Source organism: Pseudochelatococcus lubricantis (assembly GCF_042432495.1).
Lineage (GTDB): Bacteria > Pseudomonadota > Alphaproteobacteria > Rhizobiales > Beijerinckiaceae > Pseudochelatococcus > Pseudochelatococcus lubricantis.
Genome location: NZ_JBHLXC010000002.1, coordinates 1,044,485 through 1,062,846 on the forward strand (window position 1 = coordinate 1,044,485; position 18,362 = coordinate 1,062,846).

Below are 18,362 nucleotides of genomic sequence, written 5' to 3' on the forward strand. Positions count from 1 at the left end.
TCGTTGAAATGCAACGACGGCCTATGATTTTGTTTTTATAGAATTTCAGCAAAAGCGGCGTTCACTTTTGCTGAAACTGTCTCCGGGCGGGCTTTCGCGCCCACTTCGCCCGCTGCCTGCATCGGCCGGGCGGGGTGCGTGCGGGTTCTGTCCTTTCCGGGCATGGGCGAATGCGGTGCGGTGGTGACCCGGGGCCGGCACGACATGCCTCGCAGCAGCCGGTATCTGGCAGCGGTCTGCATGAAGTATCGGAACAGGCCGGAAAGCGTCTTTACGTCACCTCCAGCTTGACCAGCCGCACGCCCGCGTCGTCCGGGTCGGGGCGCGAGGTGAATCCGAGCTGCGCGCACATGGCGAGCATCATGGTGTTCTCGCGCAGTACCTGCCCCTCAATGGCCTTGAGACCCTCGGCCTTCGCGTATTCGATGATCGAGGTCATCAACAGCCAACCAAGCCCCTTGCCGCGCATGTCGGTGCGGGTCATGATGCCGTATTCGCCGGCTTCGTAGTTGGCGTCTGCATGCAGGCGCACCGCGCCCAGCATGTCGCCGGAGGCCTCGTCGATCGCCACGAAGGCCATGGCGCGGCCGTAGTCGAGCTGCGTCAGCCGGGCGATGAAGGCATGGCTGAAATCCTTGATCGGCGTGAAGAAGCGCAGCCTCAGGTCGTCCGGCGTCACGCGGGTGAGGAAAGTGCGGAACATCTCCTCGTCCTCCGGGCGCACGGGCCGCAGCAGGATCGGCGTGCCGTCCGAAAGAGTGGTGCGGCGTTCCCATTCCTGCGGATAGGGGCGGATTGCGAAGCGCGGATGACCGGACGGGCCCTTCGCGTGCGCCGTCGCGGCCACCTTCACCCGCCCGTCGACGGCGATGACGCCAGTGTGATCGGCGAGCAGCGGGTTGATGTCGATCTCGCGCACCTCCGGCAGGTCGGCGGCCAGCTGCGCCAGCTTGACGAGCGTGAGCGCCACCGCCTGCTCGTCGGCCGCGGGCACGTCGCGATAGGCCTTGAGGCGGCGCGAGACGCGCGTGCGGGCGATGAGGTCCTCGGCAAGCCGCAGATCGAGCGGGGGAAGGGCGAGCGCCTTGTCGTTGATGACCTCGACCGCCGTGCCGCCGCGCCCGAACACAATGACGGGGCCGAACACCGGATCGTCCGCGATGCCGGCGATCAGCTCGCGCGTCTTGGGGCGGATCATCATCGGATGAACGGTGAGGCCCGTGATGCGTGCCTCGGGCCGCAGGCGGGCGGCGCGTTCCAGAATGTCGTTCGCCGCCTCGCGCACCGCGCCCTCGTTGGCGAGGTTGAGACGCACACCGCCGATGTCGGATTTGTGCACCACATCCGGCGAGAGGATCTTGACGGCGACCGGCAGGCCCTCCGCAAAGAAGTGCCCGGCGGCGGCAACCGCGTCGTCGGCATCGCGCGCAAGCCGCGCCGGCGTGATCGGGATCTGGTAGGCGTCGAACAGCCGCCCCACTTCCAGCGGATCGAGCCACGTGCGCCCCGCTGCCAGCACCTCGTCGACAACGGCCCGCGCCGCCTGCGTGTCGGGCTGGAAGTCGGCCGGCAGACTCGGCGGCGTCTCCATCAGCTCGCCGAGCGCCTCGCGATAGCGCACCAGATGCGTGAAGCCGCGCACCGCCTCCGCCTCGTTGGAATAGTTGGGGATGCGCGCGGCGTCGAACAGCTTGCCCACTTCCGCCCGGTCGCCGTACCAGACGGTCAGTACCGGCTTGGCGGAATGGCGCTGGCGGCGATAGGCGGCGGCCGTGTCGACGACGGCACGCGCCACATCGAGCGAGGAGGCGGGGCCGAGCGGCACGTTGAGCACCAGCACGCCGTCGTTCGCGCGGTCCGCGAGCACGTGGTCGAGGGCGGTGACGTAGCGCGGCCCGTCCGCGTCGCCGCCGAGATCGATCGGGTTGGTGCGCGACCAGTGCTCCGGCAGGGCGGCGTCGAGGGCTTCGAGCGTCGCGGGCGAGAGCGAGGCGATGGCGCCACCGAAGTCGATCAGCCGGTCCACGGTGAGCGAGGCGATGCCGCCGCCGTTGGTGACGATCGCCAGCCGCTTGCCGGGGAAGGGGCGAACGCGCCCCAGGGTTTCGGCGGCGGAGAACAGCTCGTCAAGGTCGATGACGCGCAGCAGGCCGGCGCGGCGGAAGGCGGCGTCGTAGACGGCGTCCGGCCCGGCGAGCGCCGCAGTGTGGGTCTCCGCCGTGTGGGGATGCTGCCTGTGACGGCCGGACTTGATGACCACCACCGGCTTGGCGCGCGCGGCCAGACGCGCCGCCGACATGAACTTGCGCGCGTCCTGCACCGATTCGACATAGAGCAGGATGGCGCGGGTGTGCCGCTCCAGCGCGAAATAATCGAGCATGTCGCCGAAGTCGACGTCGATCTGGTCGCCGATGGAGACGACGCCCGAGAAGCCGACATCGTGCTGGTGCGCCCATTCGATCACGCCGGCCGCCAGTGCGCCGGACTGCGTGATCAGAGCGAGGTCGCCCGGCTGGGCTGGGCTGCCGGCGAGGCTGGCGTTGAGGTGGGCGTGGGGAGAGAGGAGGCCTATGCTGTTGGGCCCGATCAGCCGCAGGCTGTGGCGGCGCGCGGCCGCCTCGATCTCGCCGAAGAGCGTCTTGCCGTCCGTGTCTGCCTCAAACCGGTCGGCGACGATGACGGCGCCGCTCACGCCGCGCGCGCCGGCTTCCTGCACCCGCTTCAGCACGGCGGCGCGCGGCGAGACGACGATGGCGAGATCCGGCACGAAGGAGAGCGCATCGAGCGTTTCGGCCTTCTCGAAGCCGTCGACGGCCGCGGGCGGGTGCGGGCCGACGAAGCCGCGCTTGCCCGAGAACTGGCTCGCGTCGAGATTGCCCGCGATCCTGCAGACCAGGCTGGCATCGGCTTCCGTATCGGCAACGATGACAATTGATTGGGGGGCAAGCAGGCGGTCGAGGCGGTAGGTGCTCATCGTCGTTCCGTGGGTTGGGGCAGGTGAGCGGGCATCGGTCTGGTGCCGCCATCCATGCCACGGATTGGTTGCCGATGCATCCGTTTGCCGGCAAGCGGGTTCCAGAAACCGGAGCAAAGCGGCAGAAATATCGCAATTCGGAGCATGGTTGGAAAAGGCGGCGGATGGCCGCGGCGCGCGCCTTATGCCCGCCCGAATGCCGCGCATGATGGCCGCATTCGTGATGACGCGGTAATCTTTCTGCATCATGATGCGCCGGAACGGACGTTCGGGCGCTGGTACAGGCGCTTTTCCAGGAGGAACGCACGCATGACCTTTTCTCAGAAGCTCACCCCGGGCCGTCGATTCGCCCGCCAGGCGGCAGCGGCCGCGTTCGCGGGCGGCGTGCTCGCGGGGCTCGTGGCGCTGCCGCTGGCCGCGAAGGCGCAGACCGCCGGCGGCCGGAGCGAGCCTCCGCGCGTGCTGACGGTTTCCGGCGAGGGCGTCGTGCAGGCCGTGCCGGACATCGCCAGCGTCATTGTCGGCGTGGTGACACAGGGCAAGAACGCGAGCGACGCGACGAGGGAGAACACGGCGGCAACCGGCGCAGTGGTCGCGGCGTTCAAGGAGGCGGGTATCGAGCAGCGCGACCTGGCGACGAACGGCTTTTCCGTGCAGCCGCGCTACGTCTATCCGAAAAACGGCGGCAGCGAGGCGCCGCGTATCGACGGATACGAGGTGCGCAACACGCTGACGGTGCGCGTGCGCGACCTCGGCAAGCTCGGCGGCATTCTCGACACGGCCATCGCCACCGGCTCCAACCAGATCGGCGGCATCAGCTTCGACGTGGCGGACGACGCGCCGCTGCTTGACAAGGCACGCGCGCAGGCCGTCGAGGATGCGCGGCGCAAGGCGGATATCTTCGCGCAGGCGGCGGGTGTGAAGCTCGGCAAGGTCATCGCCATCGACGGCGGTTCCTTCGGACGACCGCAGCCGCGCGCCTTCCAGCTCCAGGCGGCGCGCGCCGATGCGTTCTCGGCCAAGGCGGCGCCGGTGCCCGTCGAAGCCGGCGAGCAGGAATTCCGTGCTTCCGTCACGGTGACATGGGAACTGACGGACTGAGCAATCTGACGGAGCGGCGTGCCCGCGCGGGTTGACGTGCGCAACAAATGAAAAGGATCAGGCGGCGCGGCGAAATGCATGATCGTCATGCATGGCTGTCATGTTCGTCCGTGCCGTTTCGTTCCTTATCAGGTCCGCGCGTCGTTTGTGCGGTATGCGTCGGCATCGGCCAAAGGCCGGGGCTGATGGTGTTACGCATGGAAATGATATAGACAATAAAGTTTCAGGTGCCGGCCGTCAGCGGGCGGCACCTTTGGAGGAGGTCGGCGCGGCGTCCCGCATGGCTGTAGCGCCGGTCCGATTGCGATGTCTTTGAAGAGGTCAGGATGCCAGCATATCGTTCCCGAACCACCACGCACGGCCGCAACATGGCGGGCGCGCGGGGTCTGTGGCGCGCCACGGGCATGAAAGACGGCGACTTCGGCAAGCCGATCATCGCCGTCGTCAACTCGTTCACGCAGTTCGTTCCGGGACACGTACATCTGAAGGACCTCGGCCAGCTCGTCGCGCGGGAGATCGAGCAGGCGGGCGGCGTGGCGAAGGAGTTCAACACGATCGCCGTCGACGACGGCATCGCCATGGGCCACGACGGCATGCTCTACAGCCTGCCCTCGCGCGAGATCATCGCGGATTCGGTCGAGTACATGGTCAACGCCCATTGCGCCGACGCGATGGTGTGCATTTCGAACTGCGACAAGATCACGCCCGGCATGCTGATGGCGGCGCTGCGGCTCAACATTCCCGCCGTGTTCGTTTCCGGCGGGCCGATGGAGGCGGGCAAGGTCGTCCTGAGCGGCAAGGTGAAGGCGCTCGATCTGGTCGACGCGATGGTCGCCGCCGCTGATGACAGCGTGTCCGACGAGGATGTGCAGGCCATTGAGCGTTCCGCCTGCCCGACCTGCGGCTCGTGCTCGGGCATGTTCACCGCCAACTCGATGAACTGCCTCACGGAGGCGCTGGGGCTCTCGCTGCCGGGCAACGGCTCGACGCTCGCCACCCACGCCGACCGCAGGCGCCTGTTCGTCGAGGCCGGACACCTGATCGTAGACCTGGCGCGCCGCTACTACGAGCAGGACGACGAGAGTGTGCTGCCGCGCTCCATCGCCACGCTCGCCGCGTTCGAGAACGCCATGGCGCTCGACATCTCCATGGGCGGGTCGACCAACACGGTGCTGCATCTGCTTGCCGCCGCCAATGAGGCGGGGGTCGATTTCACCATGGCCGACATCGACCGGCTCTCGCGCCGCGTGCCGGTGCTCTGCAAGGTCGCGCCCGCAGTTGGCAATGTGCATATGGAAGACGTTCACCGCGCCGGCGGCATCTTCGCCATTCTGGGCGAGCTGGACCGGGCGGGTTTGCTGGAGACCGATCTGCCGACCGTTCACAGCCCGACGCTGGGGCACGCCATCGACCGCTGGGACATCACCCGCGCTAACAGCGAGTCGGTGCGCGAATTCTACCGCGCCGCTCCCGGCGGGGTGCCGACGCAGGTTGCCTTCAGCCAGGCGAGCCGCTGGGAGGAACTCGACGCTGACCGCGAGACGGGTGTCATCCGCAACGCCGAGCACGCCTTCTCGAAGGACGGCGGCCTTGCGGTGCTCTACGGCAATCTGGCGGAAGAAGGCTGCATCGTGAAGACGGCGGGCGTCGACGAATCGATTCTGGTATTTTCCGGACCGGCGCGGATTTTCGAGAGCCAGGATGCTGCGGTGGACGCCATCCTGCGCGGGCGCATCAGCAGGGGCGATATCGTGCTCATTCGCTATGAAGGCCCGCGCGGCGGCCCGGGCATGCAGGAAATGCTCTACCCGACGAGCTACCTGAAATCGAAGGGGCTCGGCAAGGCCTGCGCGCTGATCACGGACGGGCGCTTCTCGGGCGGTTCCTCGGGCCTGTCCATCGGTCACGTCTCGCCGGAGGCAGCGGAGGGCGGCGCCATCGGGCTGGTGGAGGAAGGCGACATCATCGAGATCGACATCCCGGCGCGGCGCATCCACCTCGCCATCCCGGACGAGGAACTCGCCCGTCGGCGTGCGCAGATGGAGGCACGCGGGCCGGACGCATGGCACCCGGGGCCGCGCAAGCGCAACGTTTCGGCGGCGCTCAGGGCCTATGCGGCGATGACCACCTCGGCGGCACGTGGCGCGGTCCGCGATGTCGACGGCGCGCTGGCCAGGCGGCGCTGACCGATGGCCTTCGAGATCACCGACACCAAGATCGTCCACGAGGGCTGGGGCCGCTTCATGATCGCGACCATCCGGCTCCCCGACGGGCAGATCATCCGCCGGGAGATCGAGGATCACGGCGCGGCCGTGGCCGTGCTCGCCTACGATCCCGAACGGCGCGTCGCGCTCATGGTCAGCCAGTTCCGACCGCCGGTCCACCTTGTGTCCGGCGACACGGCACTGCTGGAGATCATCGCCGGCGGTCTGGAGGACGATGAAACGCGCGAGGCCTGCGTGCGCCGCGAGGCCATGGAGGAAGGCGGCCTGCGGCTCGGCGCGCTGGACCACGTCGTCGACGCCTGGCCGATGCCGGGCATATCGACGGAGCGTATCGCGCTCTACCTCGCGCCCTACGCGCAGGCGGACCGCGTGGCGGCTGGTGGCGGGCTCGCCGAAGAGAACGAGGGCATCACCGTCGTGGAGTTGCCGCTCGCACAACTCGCGGCGCTGGTGGACAGCGGCGCGCTTTCAGACCTGAAAAGCTACGCAACCGTGCAGGCGCTGCGGCTGAGGCGGCCGGAACTCTTCGCCTGAAGTCTGTCCCGCATGGCAGGCGCTTACCGCAGGGTGCTGCCGATCGGCGGGCGGCGCGTCTGCACCTGCACGTACTCGGGCACGCCAAGCTGACGCTCCGCGCGCTGCTGCGGCGTCAGCGTCATGCCCGCGCAGCCGGCGAGCGAGCCCGCAACGAGGGCGATGGAAAGCAGTGAAACGAGGCGGTGCATGATTGTCGTTCCCGGGTAGGGTGCAGTTGATCGCGTGCTTATAAGGTAAAGCGGCCGGCGAATAAACAACGTTTGCAGGCTGTCGCATTTTGCTGCCCGGCAAATTTATCGTGACCATGCCTTCGCCGCGTTTTTCAGCTGTGTGCTGGGCGGCCGAATGAGCAGGAACCGGAGCATCGAGTCAAAAGTGGGTTCCCGTTTCCTGGCCCGGTTCGATGTATGAGCAAAGAGAGCGGTCGGCGATACGGCTGCGATTTCTTGTCCGCTGATCCGGAATGGCGTTATAAGAAATGTCTATGTTTTATATTTTCTTCATAAAGAGAAATCTGAGCCGTGAAATTTCTTTCGCGATAGGCAATCGAAGCGTGTGAAACTGTATATATGTCCCGGAATTGATAATAGAGCATAGAAAATCGTTGCCAGCTGCGCGATATTTGTTTTTATATTGGAATAGTTAAAATAGATCGTTGTTGAACAAGGCGCGCGCGGAGCGTACAAAGCGCGCATGTGGATGACAGAGACCAGGTTTCAAGACTCCGGACAGAAGAATATGCGGCCCCTGGCGAGAGCGAAAGGGACCGCTTTTCGTGTTGCGGGGGTGTTCCGCCGCCTGGAGCAGTCGCGGGAAAGGCGAATGCCGCTTTTCCGGTTTGAAAGAGCGGGACAACAGGAAGTGAGGGGGCGTGCGCGCGGCTCGGTGGAAGGCGGCGGCGCTCTCATGAAACATGAAGTGAGAACCGATCCGATGGCTACCGTTCCGGCTTTGCGCTCTTCCGTTGCCTGCAGAACGATCGCGCGCCGCCTCGTTCCGATGCTGGCGATTGCAGTCGCGCTGCAGGCTTCGTCACTGCTGGCATCTCAGGCGTGGGGGCAAACGGCGGCGCCCACGTCCGAAACGCCTGCGCAGGGCACAACGCAAGGGCAGGGCGCGACGCTGGGCCAGCCGCAGGGCCAGGTTCCCGCCGTGTCGCCGCCCGAGGTGCCCGTCGCCCAGCAGCCGGCCCCGGTGGCCGGTGCGCCCCAACCTGCGGCCAGCGATGCTCCGGCGGGCTCCGTGACCGATGGCACTGCACCGGCCGCGCCGCAGCCGATTTCGCCGGATGCCCAGCAGAGCGCTGTTCCGGAAGCGGCCGGCAGCAGCCTGCCCGGCACCGAATTGCTGCCCGACCTGCCGTCGCTGACGCCGCCGGAGGGCGAAGGGGGCCTGCACGATCTTTCGCCGTGGGGCATGTTCCTTCAGGCGGATATCGTCGTGAAGGCGGTGATGCTCGGCCTCGTGTTCGCTTCGCTGGTGACGTGGACGGTGTGGGTCGCGAAAAGCCTCGAACTCTTCGTCGCGCGCCGCAGGGTGCGTGCCGGTCACGAGATCGTGAAGCGCTCCCAGACCCTGAATGAGGCGGAGGCTGCGTTCCGTGTCGGGCGCGGCGGCAGCGGCATGGTGGCGCAGTTCGTGCGCGGGGCGCTCGACGAGGCGCAGCGCTCGGGCGACCTGCCGGCCGGGGGCATCAAGGAGCGCGCGGAAATCCTGCTGTCGCGCATCGAGGCGCGGGCAGGGCGGCGCATGAGCGTCGGCACGGGCGTGCTCGCCACCATCGGCTCGACAGCGCCGTTCGTTGGTCTGTTCGGCACGGTGTGGGGCATCATGAACTCGTTCATCGGCATCGCGAAGTCGAACACGACGAACCTCGCCGTGGTGGCCCCAGGCATCGCCGAGGCGCTGCTCGCCACGGCCATCGGCCTCGTCGCGGCCATTCCGGCGGTGATCGTGTACAACGTCTTCGCGCGTTCGATCAGCGGCTACAAGGCGCTGCTGGGCGATGCATCTGCGGAGGTGCTGCGGCACCTGTCGCGCGATCTCGACCGTAACGCGGCGAACCGGCACCGGAATGGGCAGGCGGGCGGCGCGCACGTCGCCCCGCTGCGTTCGGCGGCGGAGTAGGCGCGATGGCGGGACGTCTGCAGGAGGGGGACGACCTCTCCGAAAACCACGAGATCAACGTCACCCCGTTCATCGACGTGATGCTCGTGCTGCTGATCATCTTCATGGTCGCTGCGCCGCTGTCGACGGTGGACGTGCAGGTCGACCTGCCGGCCTCCAACGCGACGCCGCAGCAGCGGCCCGACAAGCCGTTGTACCTGACGGTACAGAGCGATCTCACGCTTTCCGTGGGCGAGCAGGCCGTGCAACGCGAGGTGCTGCAGGCCGAACTCGACCGCCTCACGCAGAACAACCGCGAGGAGCGCATCTTCCTGCGCGCCGACAAGGAAGTCGCCTACGGCGAACTGATGGAGGTGATGAACCTCCTGCGCGCCTCCGGCTATCTGAAAATCGCCCTCGTCGGCATGGAAGCGGCGCCCGCCGGCGGCGCCCCGGGCGTGCAGCCCGCTGCTGCCCCGCCCGCGCCCGCCCCGGTGCCCGTCGCGCCCTGACACTCAATAGTGCGATTTCGTCAAAGGTCTGTCGCCCGTCCGTGCATTGACTTGCGCGGGCGGGCGCTGTTCATTGTTCGAAGCGTTCCAGACTCGGCCGCGTCCGTGTCTGCGATCCCTTATTGACGCGACTTCCGAGCGATCGGGTGCTTCCATCCGGTCGGCAGGTGCGTTGGAAACGGTGAACCGTCATGGCCTCGATTGCCTTTCCCGAACCAGACCCCGCCATACTGGCGCGCCGCGAGGCCATCTGGGCCGATCTCGCGCGGCTCGTCGCGCCGGACGCGCTGATCACGAGCGAGGACGAGCGGCGTGCCTTCGAGACGGATGCGCTCGCCGCCTACCGGCAGGTGCCGCTCGCCGTCGTGCTGCCGTCCTCGACGGAGGAAGCCGCGGCGGTGATGGCCTATTGCAACCGCGAGGGCATCAAGATCGTGCCGCGGGGAGCGGGCACGTCGCTCGCCGGCGGCGCGATCCCGGCCCCCGATTCGGTGGTGATCGGCGTCTCGAAAATGCGCCGGGTGCTCGATGTCGATTACGCCAACAGGACCGCGCGCGTCGAGGCCGGCATCACCAATCTCGCCATCAGCCAGGAAGTCGCGGCCGAGGGCTTCTTCTACGCGCCCGATCCGTCCAGCCAGCTCGCCTGCACCATCGCTGGCAATATCGCCATGAACTCCGGCGGCGCCCATTGCCTGAAGTACGGCGTGACCACCAACAACCTGATGGGCGTGAAGCTCGTGCTGATGGACGGCACCGTCGTCGAGATCGGCGGCGATCATCTCGACGCGGCCGGCTACGACCTGCTCGGCCTGCTCACGGGTGCGGAGGGCCAGCTCGGCCTCGTGACGGAGGCGACGGTGCGCATCCTGCCCATGGCGGAAGGCGCGCGGCCGCTGCTGATCGGCTTTTCGTCGAGCGAGACGGCGGGCGCGTGCGTCACGGCGATCATCGCCGCCGGCATCATTCCCGTGGCGCTCGAATTCATGGACGGCCCTGCCATTCGCATCTGCGAGGATTTCGCCAAGGCGGGCTATCCCACCGGCGCGGAGGCGATGCTCATCGTCGAGGTGGAAGGATCGGAAGAGGAAATCGAGGACGAACTGGCGAAGATCGAGGCCATCGCCCGTACGTTCGATCCGCTGGCGATCCGGGTTTCCCAGTCCGCTGCGGAGAGCGCGGCGATCTGGAAGGGGCGCAAGTCGGCCTTCGGCGCGATGGGGCGTATCGCCGACTATCTGTGCATGGACGGCACCATCCCCACGGGCCAGCTCTCGCTGGTGCTGCGGCGAATCGCCGAAATCTGCGCGGAAAACGGCCTCGGCGTCGCCAACATCTTCCACGCCGGTGACGGTAACCTGCACCCGCTCATCCTCTACGACGTCGCCAAGCCCGGCGATCTGGAGCGGGCGGAGAAGGCGGGCGCGGAAATCCTGAAGCTGTGCGTGGACGTGGGCGGCTGCCTCACCGGCGAGCACGGCGTCGGCATCGAGAAGCGCGACCTGATGACCTATCAGTACAATCGCGCCGATCTGGAGCAGCAGATGCGGGCGCGGGCAGTCTTCGATCCGCGCTGGCTGCTCAACCCGGCCAAGGTTTTTCCGCTCGACGGGCGGCTCACGGCACAATAACGCAAGCACATCGGGATGGAACGCATGACGGTTTACGCGCCCGCGTCCGAGGCGGAAGCGGCGGATGTCATCAGGCAGGCGCAGGCGGCGCACTCGCCGCTGGCGCTGGCGGGAAGCGGCACGAAGGCGGGGATCGGCAGGCCGGGCAACGCGGGGCACTGCCTGACCTCGCTCGGCCTCCAGGGCATCACGCTTTATGAGCCCTCCGAGATGGTGATCGCGGCGCGCGCCGGCACGCGGCTCGTCGACGTGGCGCGGGTGCTGGCCGCGCGCGGGCAGCGGCTGACGTTCGAGCCGCCGGAGCCGGCGCTGCTGATGGGAACGGACGGCGAGCAGACCATCGGTGGCATCGTCGCCGCCAACTGGTCGGGCCCGCGCCGCATCATGGCGGGCGCCTGCCGCGACAGCCTGATCGGCGTGCGGTTCGTCAACGGGCGCGGCGAAATCGTGAAATCCGGCGGCCGGGTGATGAAGAACGTCACCGGTCTCGACTTCGTCAAGCTGCTGGCTGGATCATGGGGCACGCTCGGCTTCCTGACCGAGGTGACCTTCAAGGTGCTGCCGGTTCCCGAGGCCGAGATCACGCTGGCGCTCGCCGGGCTCGATGACCGGCGGGGCGTGGCGGCGCTGTGCGACGCCATGGGCTCGCCCTATGGCGTCAGCGGCGCGGCGCATCTGCCCGACGGTTGGCACGATGGCGGGCAACCGCAGCCGGCGCTGACGCTGCTGCGGCTGGAGGGCTCGGCTTTTTCCGTGCGCCACAGAGTCGCGGCGCTGGGCGAAAGGCTCGCGCCCTTCGGCGGCCACTCGCTGCTGGAAGACGACGACAGCCGCCTGGTCTGGTCCCGCGTGCGCGATGCCGCGCCGGTCGCGGAGCCGCGGGAGCGGGCGGTGTGGCGCATTTCCGCCGCGCCGGCGCGGGGGCCGGACATCGTGGCGGCGGTGAAAGCCCAGCGCGAGGCGATCCATTTCTACGACTGGAGCGGCGGGCTCGTCTGGCTGTCGACGCCGGCTGGTGAGGATGCGGGCGAGAAGGCGGTCCGCGCGGCCGTGGCGCAGCATGGCGGCCACGCCACGCTGATGCGCGCGCCGGTCGAGGTGCGCGCGGCGGTGTCCGTTTTCCAGCCGCAGCCCGAACCGTTGGCGCGCCTCAGCCGGGAACTGAAGCGTGCCTTCGATCCGGAAGGCGTGCTGGAGCCGGGCCGCATGACGGCGGGAGTTTGAACGATGCAGACGCATTTCCGTCCCGAACAGCTCGATTCGCCGCAGATGCGCGAATCGGAGAGCATCCTGCGCACCTGCGTGCATTGCGGCTTCTGCACGGCCACCTGCCCGACCTATCTGCTGCTCGGCGACGAGGCGGATTCTCCGCGCGGGCGCATCTATCTGATCAAGGACATGCTGGAGAGCGGCAAGCCCGCCACGGCGCCGGTGGTCAAGCATGTCGACCGCTGCCTTTCCTGCCTGTCGTGCATGACGACCTGCCCGTCGGGCGTGCATTACATGCATCTGGTGGACCACGCCCGCGCTCATATCGAGCAGACGTGGAAACGCCCCCTCGCCGACAGGCTCGTGCGCGCGTTGATCGCCGCCGTTCTGCCCTACCGTGACCGCTTCCGCCTCGCCCTGCGGGCCTCCGCGCTGGCGCGGCCATTCGCCGGGGTCATTGCGCGCGTGCCGGGCGTCGGCCGAAGGCTTTCGGCGATGCTCGCGCTGGCGCCGGTCCGGCTGCCCGAGGCCGACAATGATGCGGCCGGGCGGCGCGTCATCCCGGCCATCGGCGAGCGCCGGGGGCGGGTGGCGCTGCTTGGCGGATGTGCGCAGCCGGTGCTCGACCCCGGCATCAACGCTGCCACCATCCGGCTGCTGACACGCAACGGTATCGAGGTCGTGCTGGCAGAGGAAGGTTGCTGCGGCGCCCTGGTGCACCATATGGGGCGCGAGAGCCAGGCGCATACGCTCGCCCGCCAGACCATCGACGCCTGGACGCGCGAGATCGACGGTGACGGGCTCGACGCGATCATCGTCACGGCATCCGGCTGCGGCACGACGATCAAGGACTACGGCTTCATGTTCCGGGACGATCCGGAATGGGCCGGGAAGGCGGCGAAGGTGTCGGCGCTGGCGAAGGACATCACCGAATATCTCACGGCGCTGAAGATCGACTGGCAGCCCGGCACGCGCGGGCTCAGTGTCGCCTACCATTCCGCCTGCTCGATGCAGCACGGCCAGCAGATCCGCGACGAGCCGAAGAACCTGCTCAGGAAGGCGGGCTTCACGGTGAAGGACGTGCCGGAAGGGCATATCTGCTGCGGTTCGGCCGGCGCCTACAACATGCTGCAGCCGGAAATCGCGCAGCAACTGCGCGACCGCAAAATCGGCAACATCAGGAAAACCGGCGCCGGGATCGTCGCCACGGGCAACATCGGCTGCATGACCCAGATCGGGCAGGGTTTCACCGTCGCGGGGGAAACCGTGCCGGTGGTGCACACGGTCGAGCTGCTGGACTGGGCGAACGGCGGCCCCCGTCCGGCGGCGTTATCGGCACTGCCCGAAAACGAGGCATCCGGAAGGACACCTGCGCCAGCGTGAGCCTGCGGCGTTAAAGGCGCGCTCACCACAATTTCGTGCGATGCACCGGCGACGTCTTGCTCGCAGGCGCGGAAAGGGCCATTCTGGCAGAGACTGTTCGAACCGGTATCAGGCCGGATTCGTGATCGGGGAATTTGCCGGTGGCTGGTATGTCTCTTGCGCGCCTTGCGCGCTTCGCGCGCCTGGAAAGCGTGGCGCGCCTCGCTTTGCTCGTGTCTGTCCTGTCCGGGGCCGGCGTCGGTCCCTCGTTGGCGCGCACGTCCGTTATCGACGATATCCTGCCGGATTACGCCCCTGCCGAAACCCTCGACGGCAATTTCTTGGCGGCGATCATCGCCGGCGCCTCGCGCGATACGCGGGCGGCGGCGGTCTATTTCCGCGAGTCGCTGAAGGCCGATCCGCGCAATCCCGATCTGCGCGAGCGCGGTTTCGTCGCCTTTCTCGCCAACGGCTCGATGCCGGAGGCCATCGCGCTGGCGCGCGACGTCGCACGCACGGATCGTAACAACGGGCTGGCGCAACTGGTGCTCGGCGTCGAAGCCCTGCAGAAGAAGCAGTACGTCACTGCGCGCCGTTTCTTCAACCGGGGCGGGCGCGGGCGGTCGGCCGACATCACCGCCACGCTGCTGAACGCATGGAGCTGGGCAGGATCGAAGAACTTCGCCGAGGCGGTCGGCACCGTCGACAATCTCACCGGCGAGAGCGTCTATAACGTATTCCGCGACTTTCACGCCGGCCTGATCGCGACCTATCTCGGCAGCGCGCGGCAGGGCGAGGATCGGCTGCGCGCCGCCCACAGCGCGGAAGGCACGACGCTGCGGGTCGTCGACGCTTTCGGGCGCGTTCTCTCCTATCGCGGCAAGCCGGACGACGCGCGGGCGGTTTACGAGCGGTTCGATTCGCTGCTGCCGCGCCATCCCGTTGTGCGTCATGCGCTGGCCGAACTCGCGGCCGGGCGCAAGCTTGCGCCGCTCGTCTCCACGCCGCAGCAGGGCGCGGCGGAGGTGCTCTACGGCCTCGGCGCCGCCGGCAACGGGCAGGGCGATGAGGTGGCCGGGCTCATCTACCTCAACCTCGCACTCCATCTCGATCCGGAGCACGCGCTGGCCTCCATGACGCGAGGCGACATTCTGTCGCGCCTGAAGCTGCATGAGGCCGCCATCGACGCTTTCGACAAGGTGCCGGCCAAGTCGCCGCTGCGCACGAGCGCGGATATCCAGATCGCCGGCGCACTCAACGCGCTCGAACGCCACGACGACGCCATCGCCTATCTGAAGAAGGTGCTGGAACGCCAGCCCGACGACATCGACGTGCTGTCGGCGCTGGGCGGCGTGCAGCAGGCGCGCAAGCTCTATGCCGAATCGGCGGAGACGTATAGCCGCGCCATCGCGCAGGCGGGCAAGCCCGACTCCAGCCACTGGATGCTGTATTACTTCCGCGGCGTCGCCTACGAGCGGTCGAAGCAATGGCCCAAGGCCGAGGCGGACCTGAAGAGGGCGCTGGAACTCGGCGGGGAAGGCATCGGCAGCGACCGGGCGCTGATCCTGAACTATCTCGGCTATTCCTGGGTCGACCGCAATGAGAACATCGACGAGGCGTTCGACATGCTCAAGCGCGCCGTCGAGCTGAAGCCGCGCGACGGCTACATCGCCGACAGCCTGGCCTGGGCCTATTACAAGCTCGGCCGCTACGAGGACGCCGTGCGGGAGCTTGAGCGCGCTATCGAACTGAAGCCGTCCGAATCCGTCGTCAACGATCATCTGGGCGATGCCTACTGGCGCGTGGGCCGGCGCATCGAGGCCGTGTTCCAGTGGAACCACGCGCGCGATCTCAATCCGGAGCCGGAAGAGCTGCCCAAGATTCTCGAAAAGATCAAGAACGGGCTTCCCGACGAAAAGGATACCCGCGCGCCCGACGCCAGCGCGCCGCAGAAGGCGGACAAGGTGATCAAGGCCGAGACGGAGACGGCGCCCGCCGGCGAAGGGAAGCCGAAACACGATGCGCCCGTGCCCGCCGGCACGCCGGCCCCGGCGCCCGCCGTGCCGTCGGAAGCTCCCGACAGGTGAATGGCCTGCAAGCGGGGGGGCGGTGGATGGCCGGCGGGGCGCTCGTCGCGCGCGCTCCCGCCAAGGTCAATCTGTCGCTCCACATTCTCGGGCGGCGCGCAGACGGCTTCCATGCGCTCGACAGCCTCGTGGCATTCGCGGGTTTCGGCGACCGGCTGCGCCTCACGCCGGGCGATGCGCTTTCCCTGTCCGTCGAAGGCCCCACGGCGCAGGCTTCCGGCGATGTTGCCGACAATCTGGTTCTCTTGGCGGCACGCGCCCTGCAGCAGCGCTGCCCCGCGCTGCGGGCGGGTGCGTTTCGCCTGACGAAGCGGCTGCCCGTCGCGGCCGGTGTCGGCGGCGGTTCGTCCGACGCGGCGGCAGCGCTACGTCTGCTGGCTGAACTCAATGGCATTCCGGCCGATGATTCCCGGCTGCTGGAGGCGGCGCGCGCCAGCGGGTCGGACGTTCCCGTCTGTCTCGACCCGTGCGCGCGGCGGATGGCGGGGACGGGGGAAATCGTGGGGCCGCCCCTGCATCTGCCGGCGCTTCCCGCCGTGCTGGTCAATCCGGGTGTGGCCGTTTCCACGCCGGCGGTTTTTCGCGCGCTCGGGCTTGCGCCGGGGGAGGATGCCGCGAGCGGCGCGCATCCGCCTGTGTCTGCCGCTCCGACGCCGGAGGCGCTGTGGTCGCTGCTGCGGGAGACGCGGAACGATCTCGAATCGCCGGCGCTGCGGATCGCGCCTGTCATCGCGGATGTGCTGGCGGCGCTGCGCGCGCGGCCGGGGTGCCGCCTGGCGCGTATGTCGGGCTCCGGCGCCACGGTGTTCGGCCTGTTCGACACCCGCAGCCGCGCGGCGCTCGCCAGCCGGGAACTGCAGCGGCTGCATCCCGCGTGGTGGGTGCGGGCGACGGTCTTGCGGTAGCGCGCCGGCGCGATATACAGGGTGACACGGTGCCGCGATCGTGGCTAAGGTGCAGGCTGCAGGGAACGGATTTGCAAGCACGTTTCCGCATGCATCGTTGGTGGAAGAAACGCTTTTGAAGAGGGATGGCATGACATCGGCGCGCCCGCGCCCGCTCGTCGCGGGCAACTGGAAGATGAACGGCAACAAGCTGTCGGCGCGGGTTTTTGCGGCGATCATTCAGGGCTATGACGCGGCGCTGCGCAGCAAGGTCGAGCTTCTGATCTGCCCGCCCGCCACGCTCACCGTCACCTTCGGCGTGGTGGCGGTCGGCTCGGGCGTCTCGGTCGGCGGTCAGGATTGCCACGTCAAGGCGTCCGGCGCGCACACGGGCGATGTCTCCGCGCCGCAGCTCGCGGACGCCGGTGCCTCCTACGTGATTGTCGGCCATTCCGAGCGGCGCGCCGACCACGGCGAGACGGACGCGGTCGTGCGTGCCAAGGCGCTCGCCGCGCGCGATGCGTGGCTGACACCGGTCGTTTGCGTCGGCGAAACCCGCGGGCAGCGCGAGGGCGGCAACGCCCTCGACGTGGTGCGCGCGCAGCTTGCCGGCTCGCTGCCCGAAACGGCGAACGGCGACGATCTCGTCGTGGCGTATGAGCCCGTCTGGGCCATCGGCACGGGGCTGACGCCGACGCCCGCGCAGGTGGCGGAGGTGCATGCGGCGATCCGCGCGGCGCTCGTCGAGCGCTATGGCGAGGCCGGGGCGGCGATTCGCATCCTCTACGGCGGTTCCGTCAAGCCCGACAATGCCTTCGACCTGCTGTCGGTGAGCCATGTCGACGGTGCATTGGTGGGTGGCGCGAGCCTGGAAGCCGCCGATTTCCTTGCCATCGCTGATTATTACCGCTGACCGGAAAAGCGGGGAAACGCGAAAATCGCACCGCCCCTTTCTTTGCGGTCACATGATGTTTATGTTACAGCCTGCTTCCGGTATCCGTGCGCCGCTTCCGCCGGCGGGGGCGTATGCCTGAAATGTGGCTCGTCTGGGTTATGATATGCAAAGCGTTCTGATCGTCGTTCATCTCGTTATTGTGCTGGCACTCGTCGGCGTCGTGCTGCTGCAGCGCTCCGAAGGTGGCGGCCTTGGCATGGGCGGCGGAGGCAGCGGCGCGGGCTTCATGACCGGTCGCGGGCAGGCCAACGTGCTCACCCGCACCACCGCCATTCTGGCCGCGCTGTTCTTTCTGACGAGCCTCGGCCTGACGATTCTCGCCGGCCGGCAGACGGCGCCGGGGTCCATCTTCGATGGCGCCACGGGCGGCGCGACCGCTCCGTCCGGTGCTCCCAGCGGCGACAGCGGCTTCCAGCGGCTCCAGCAGTTGCAGCAACTTGAGGCGCCGTCCGCGCCAGCACCCGCCCCCGCGCCGGCCGTTCCGAGCGGGCCGCAGGTGCCGAATGCAGAGTAAGGGACTGCCGGTGAAACGGTAGCCTCCGCAAACGAGGGCCGGAGTTCCGGCCCTTTCTCTTTGGGTCGGTCTGGTATGCGTTCCAAATGGCGTGACAAGGGAATACGTTGCGCTTAGATCGGGAAGCGGTCTGCGAGTTTTTGATTTTTGAGCGAGTTTCCGTCGATCGGATGTTTGCGGTTGATCGGAAAGCGCTCCGGAATGTCAAATCACGAAACGGGTGCCGTTTCCGGGGGATTTGATGCGTATGCGAAGAGATAGAGCG

The 18,362-nt window shown here is 67.8% G+C and carries 14 protein-coding genes; 12 read left to right on the forward strand and 2 right to left on the reverse strand.

Features of this window, described 5'->3' with window-relative positions; genetic code table 11:
* Positions 1-271 precede the first annotated feature (271 nt).
* Positions 272-2,974, reverse strand: coding sequence for a bifunctional acetate--CoA ligase family protein/GNAT family N-acetyltransferase (locus ACFFJ7_RS07540; RefSeq protein WP_377591573.1), 2,703 nt, complete (start codon positions 2,972-2,974; stop codon positions 272-274).
* Positions 2,975-3,283: 309 nt separating this feature from the next.
* Between ACFFJ7_RS07540 and ACFFJ7_RS07545 the strand changes: the two genes are divergently transcribed.
* The 3 genes from ACFFJ7_RS07545 (at position 3,284) to ACFFJ7_RS07555 (ending at position 6,834) form a co-directional block, all read left to right on the forward strand.
* Positions 3,284-4,075 (forward strand): SIMPL domain-containing protein, encoded by a 792-nt coding sequence (locus ACFFJ7_RS07545; RefSeq protein ID WP_166948511.1) that lies wholly within the window; start codon positions 3,284-3,286, stop codon positions 4,073-4,075.
* Between the two features lie 326 nt (positions 4,076-4,401).
* Positions 4,402-6,261 carry a dihydroxy-acid dehydratase gene (ilvD, locus tag ACFFJ7_RS07550; protein ID WP_377591575.1) on the forward strand — a complete coding sequence of 620 codons (1,860 nt, stop codon included), beginning with the start codon at positions 4,402-4,404 and terminating at the stop codon, positions 6,259-6,261.
* A 3-nt stretch (positions 6,262-6,264) separates the two neighbouring features.
* A complete protein-coding gene (locus ACFFJ7_RS07555) occupies positions 6,265-6,834 on the forward strand; it encodes an NUDIX domain-containing protein (protein WP_377591577.1) in 570 nt (189 codons plus the stop codon).
* Positions 6,835-6,857: 23 nt separating this feature from the next.
* On the opposite strand, the gene ACFFJ7_RS07560 is transcribed toward ACFFJ7_RS07555, so the two are convergent.
* The gene (locus ACFFJ7_RS07560; protein WP_166948517.1) at positions 6,858-7,025 is read right to left on the reverse strand and encodes a hypothetical protein; all 168 of its coding nucleotides are present in this window, start codon (positions 7,023-7,025) and stop codon (positions 6,858-6,860) included.
* Between the two features lie 745 nt (positions 7,026-7,770).
* Here ACFFJ7_RS07560 and exbB point away from each other — a divergent pair.
* The 9 genes from exbB (at position 7,771) to secG (ending at position 18,097) form a co-directional block, all read left to right on the forward strand.
* Positions 7,771-8,964: a tonB-system energizer ExbB gene (exbB, locus tag ACFFJ7_RS07565; protein WP_377591579.1), complete on the forward strand. Its 1,194-nt coding sequence runs from the start codon at positions 7,771-7,773 to the stop codon at positions 8,962-8,964.
* A gap of 5 nt (positions 8,965-8,969) precedes the next feature.
* Positions 8,970-9,455: a TonB system transport protein ExbD gene (gene exbD, locus ACFFJ7_RS07570; RefSeq protein WP_166948519.1), complete on the forward strand. Its 486-nt coding sequence runs from the start codon at positions 8,970-8,972 to the stop codon at positions 9,453-9,455.
* A 191-nt stretch (positions 9,456-9,646) separates the two neighbouring features.
* A complete protein-coding gene (locus ACFFJ7_RS07575; RefSeq protein ID WP_166948521.1) occupies positions 9,647-11,086 on the forward strand; it encodes an FAD-linked oxidase C-terminal domain-containing protein in 1,440 nt (479 codons plus the stop codon).
* A 24-nt stretch (positions 11,087-11,110) separates the two neighbouring features.
* A complete protein-coding gene (gene glcE, locus ACFFJ7_RS07580; protein ID WP_377591582.1) occupies positions 11,111-12,310 on the forward strand; it encodes a glycolate oxidase subunit GlcE in 1,200 nt (399 codons plus the stop codon).
* A 3-nt stretch (positions 12,311-12,313) separates the two neighbouring features.
* Entirely contained in the window at positions 12,314-13,678 is a 1,365-nt protein-coding gene (glcF, locus tag ACFFJ7_RS07585) for a glycolate oxidase subunit GlcF (RefSeq protein WP_377591584.1), read from the forward strand.
* Between the two features lie 149 nt (positions 13,679-13,827).
* Complete coding sequence (locus ACFFJ7_RS07590; protein WP_377592108.1) at positions 13,828-15,744, forward strand: tetratricopeptide repeat protein; 1,917 nt, start codon at positions 13,828-13,830, stop codon at positions 15,742-15,744.
* A 26-nt stretch (positions 15,745-15,770) separates the two neighbouring features.
* Entirely contained in the window at positions 15,771-16,649 is an 879-nt protein-coding gene (locus ACFFJ7_RS07595) for a 4-(cytidine 5'-diphospho)-2-C-methyl-D-erythritol kinase (RefSeq protein ID WP_377592109.1), read from the forward strand.
* A gap of 130 nt (positions 16,650-16,779) precedes the next feature.
* Positions 16,780-17,541: a triose-phosphate isomerase gene (gene tpiA / locus ACFFJ7_RS07600; RefSeq protein WP_166948527.1), complete on the forward strand. Its 762-nt coding sequence runs from the start codon at positions 16,780-16,782 to the stop codon at positions 17,539-17,541.
* A gap of 145 nt (positions 17,542-17,686) precedes the next feature.
* Positions 17,687-18,097 (forward strand): preprotein translocase subunit SecG, encoded by a 411-nt coding sequence (gene secG, locus ACFFJ7_RS07605; protein ID WP_377591587.1) that lies wholly within the window; start codon positions 17,687-17,689, stop codon positions 18,095-18,097.
* Positions 18,098-18,362 lie beyond the last annotated feature (265 nt).

Coding starts and splice junctions, on each gene's coding strand:
- ACFFJ7_RS07540 (WP_377591573.1), bottom strand. CDS start 2,974: ATGAGCACCTACCGCCTCGACCGCCTGCTTGCCCCCCAATCAATTGTC.
- ACFFJ7_RS07545 (WP_166948511.1), top strand. CDS start 3,284: ATGACCTTTTCTCAGAAGCTCACCCCGGGCCGTCGATTCGCCCGCCAG.
- ilvD (WP_377591575.1), top strand. CDS start 4,402: ATGCCAGCATATCGTTCCCGAACCACCACGCACGGCCGCAACATGGCG.
- ACFFJ7_RS07555 (WP_377591577.1), top strand. CDS start 6,265: ATGGCCTTCGAGATCACCGACACCAAGATCGTCCACGAGGGCTGGGGC.
- ACFFJ7_RS07560 (WP_166948517.1), bottom strand. CDS start 7,025: ATGCACCGCCTCGTTTCACTGCTTTCCATCGCCCTCGTTGCGGGCTCG.
- exbB (WP_377591579.1), top strand. CDS start 7,771: ATGGCTACCGTTCCGGCTTTGCGCTCTTCCGTTGCCTGCAGAACGATC.
- exbD (WP_166948519.1), top strand. CDS start 8,970: ATGGCGGGACGTCTGCAGGAGGGGGACGACCTCTCCGAAAACCACGAG.
- ACFFJ7_RS07575 (WP_166948521.1), top strand. CDS start 9,647: ATGGCCTCGATTGCCTTTCCCGAACCAGACCCCGCCATACTGGCGCGC.
- glcE (WP_377591582.1), top strand. CDS start 11,111: ATGACGGTTTACGCGCCCGCGTCCGAGGCGGAAGCGGCGGATGTCATC.
- glcF (WP_377591584.1), top strand. CDS start 12,314: ATGCAGACGCATTTCCGTCCCGAACAGCTCGATTCGCCGCAGATGCGC.
- ACFFJ7_RS07590 (WP_377592108.1), top strand. CDS start 13,828: ATGTCTCTTGCGCGCCTTGCGCGCTTCGCGCGCCTGGAAAGCGTGGCG.
- ACFFJ7_RS07595 (WP_377592109.1), top strand. CDS start 15,771: ATGGCCGGCGGGGCGCTCGTCGCGCGCGCTCCCGCCAAGGTCAATCTG.
- tpiA (WP_166948527.1), top strand. CDS start 16,780: ATGACATCGGCGCGCCCGCGCCCGCTCGTCGCGGGCAACTGGAAGATG.
- secG (WP_377591587.1), top strand. CDS start 17,687: ATGCAAAGCGTTCTGATCGTCGTTCATCTCGTTATTGTGCTGGCACTC.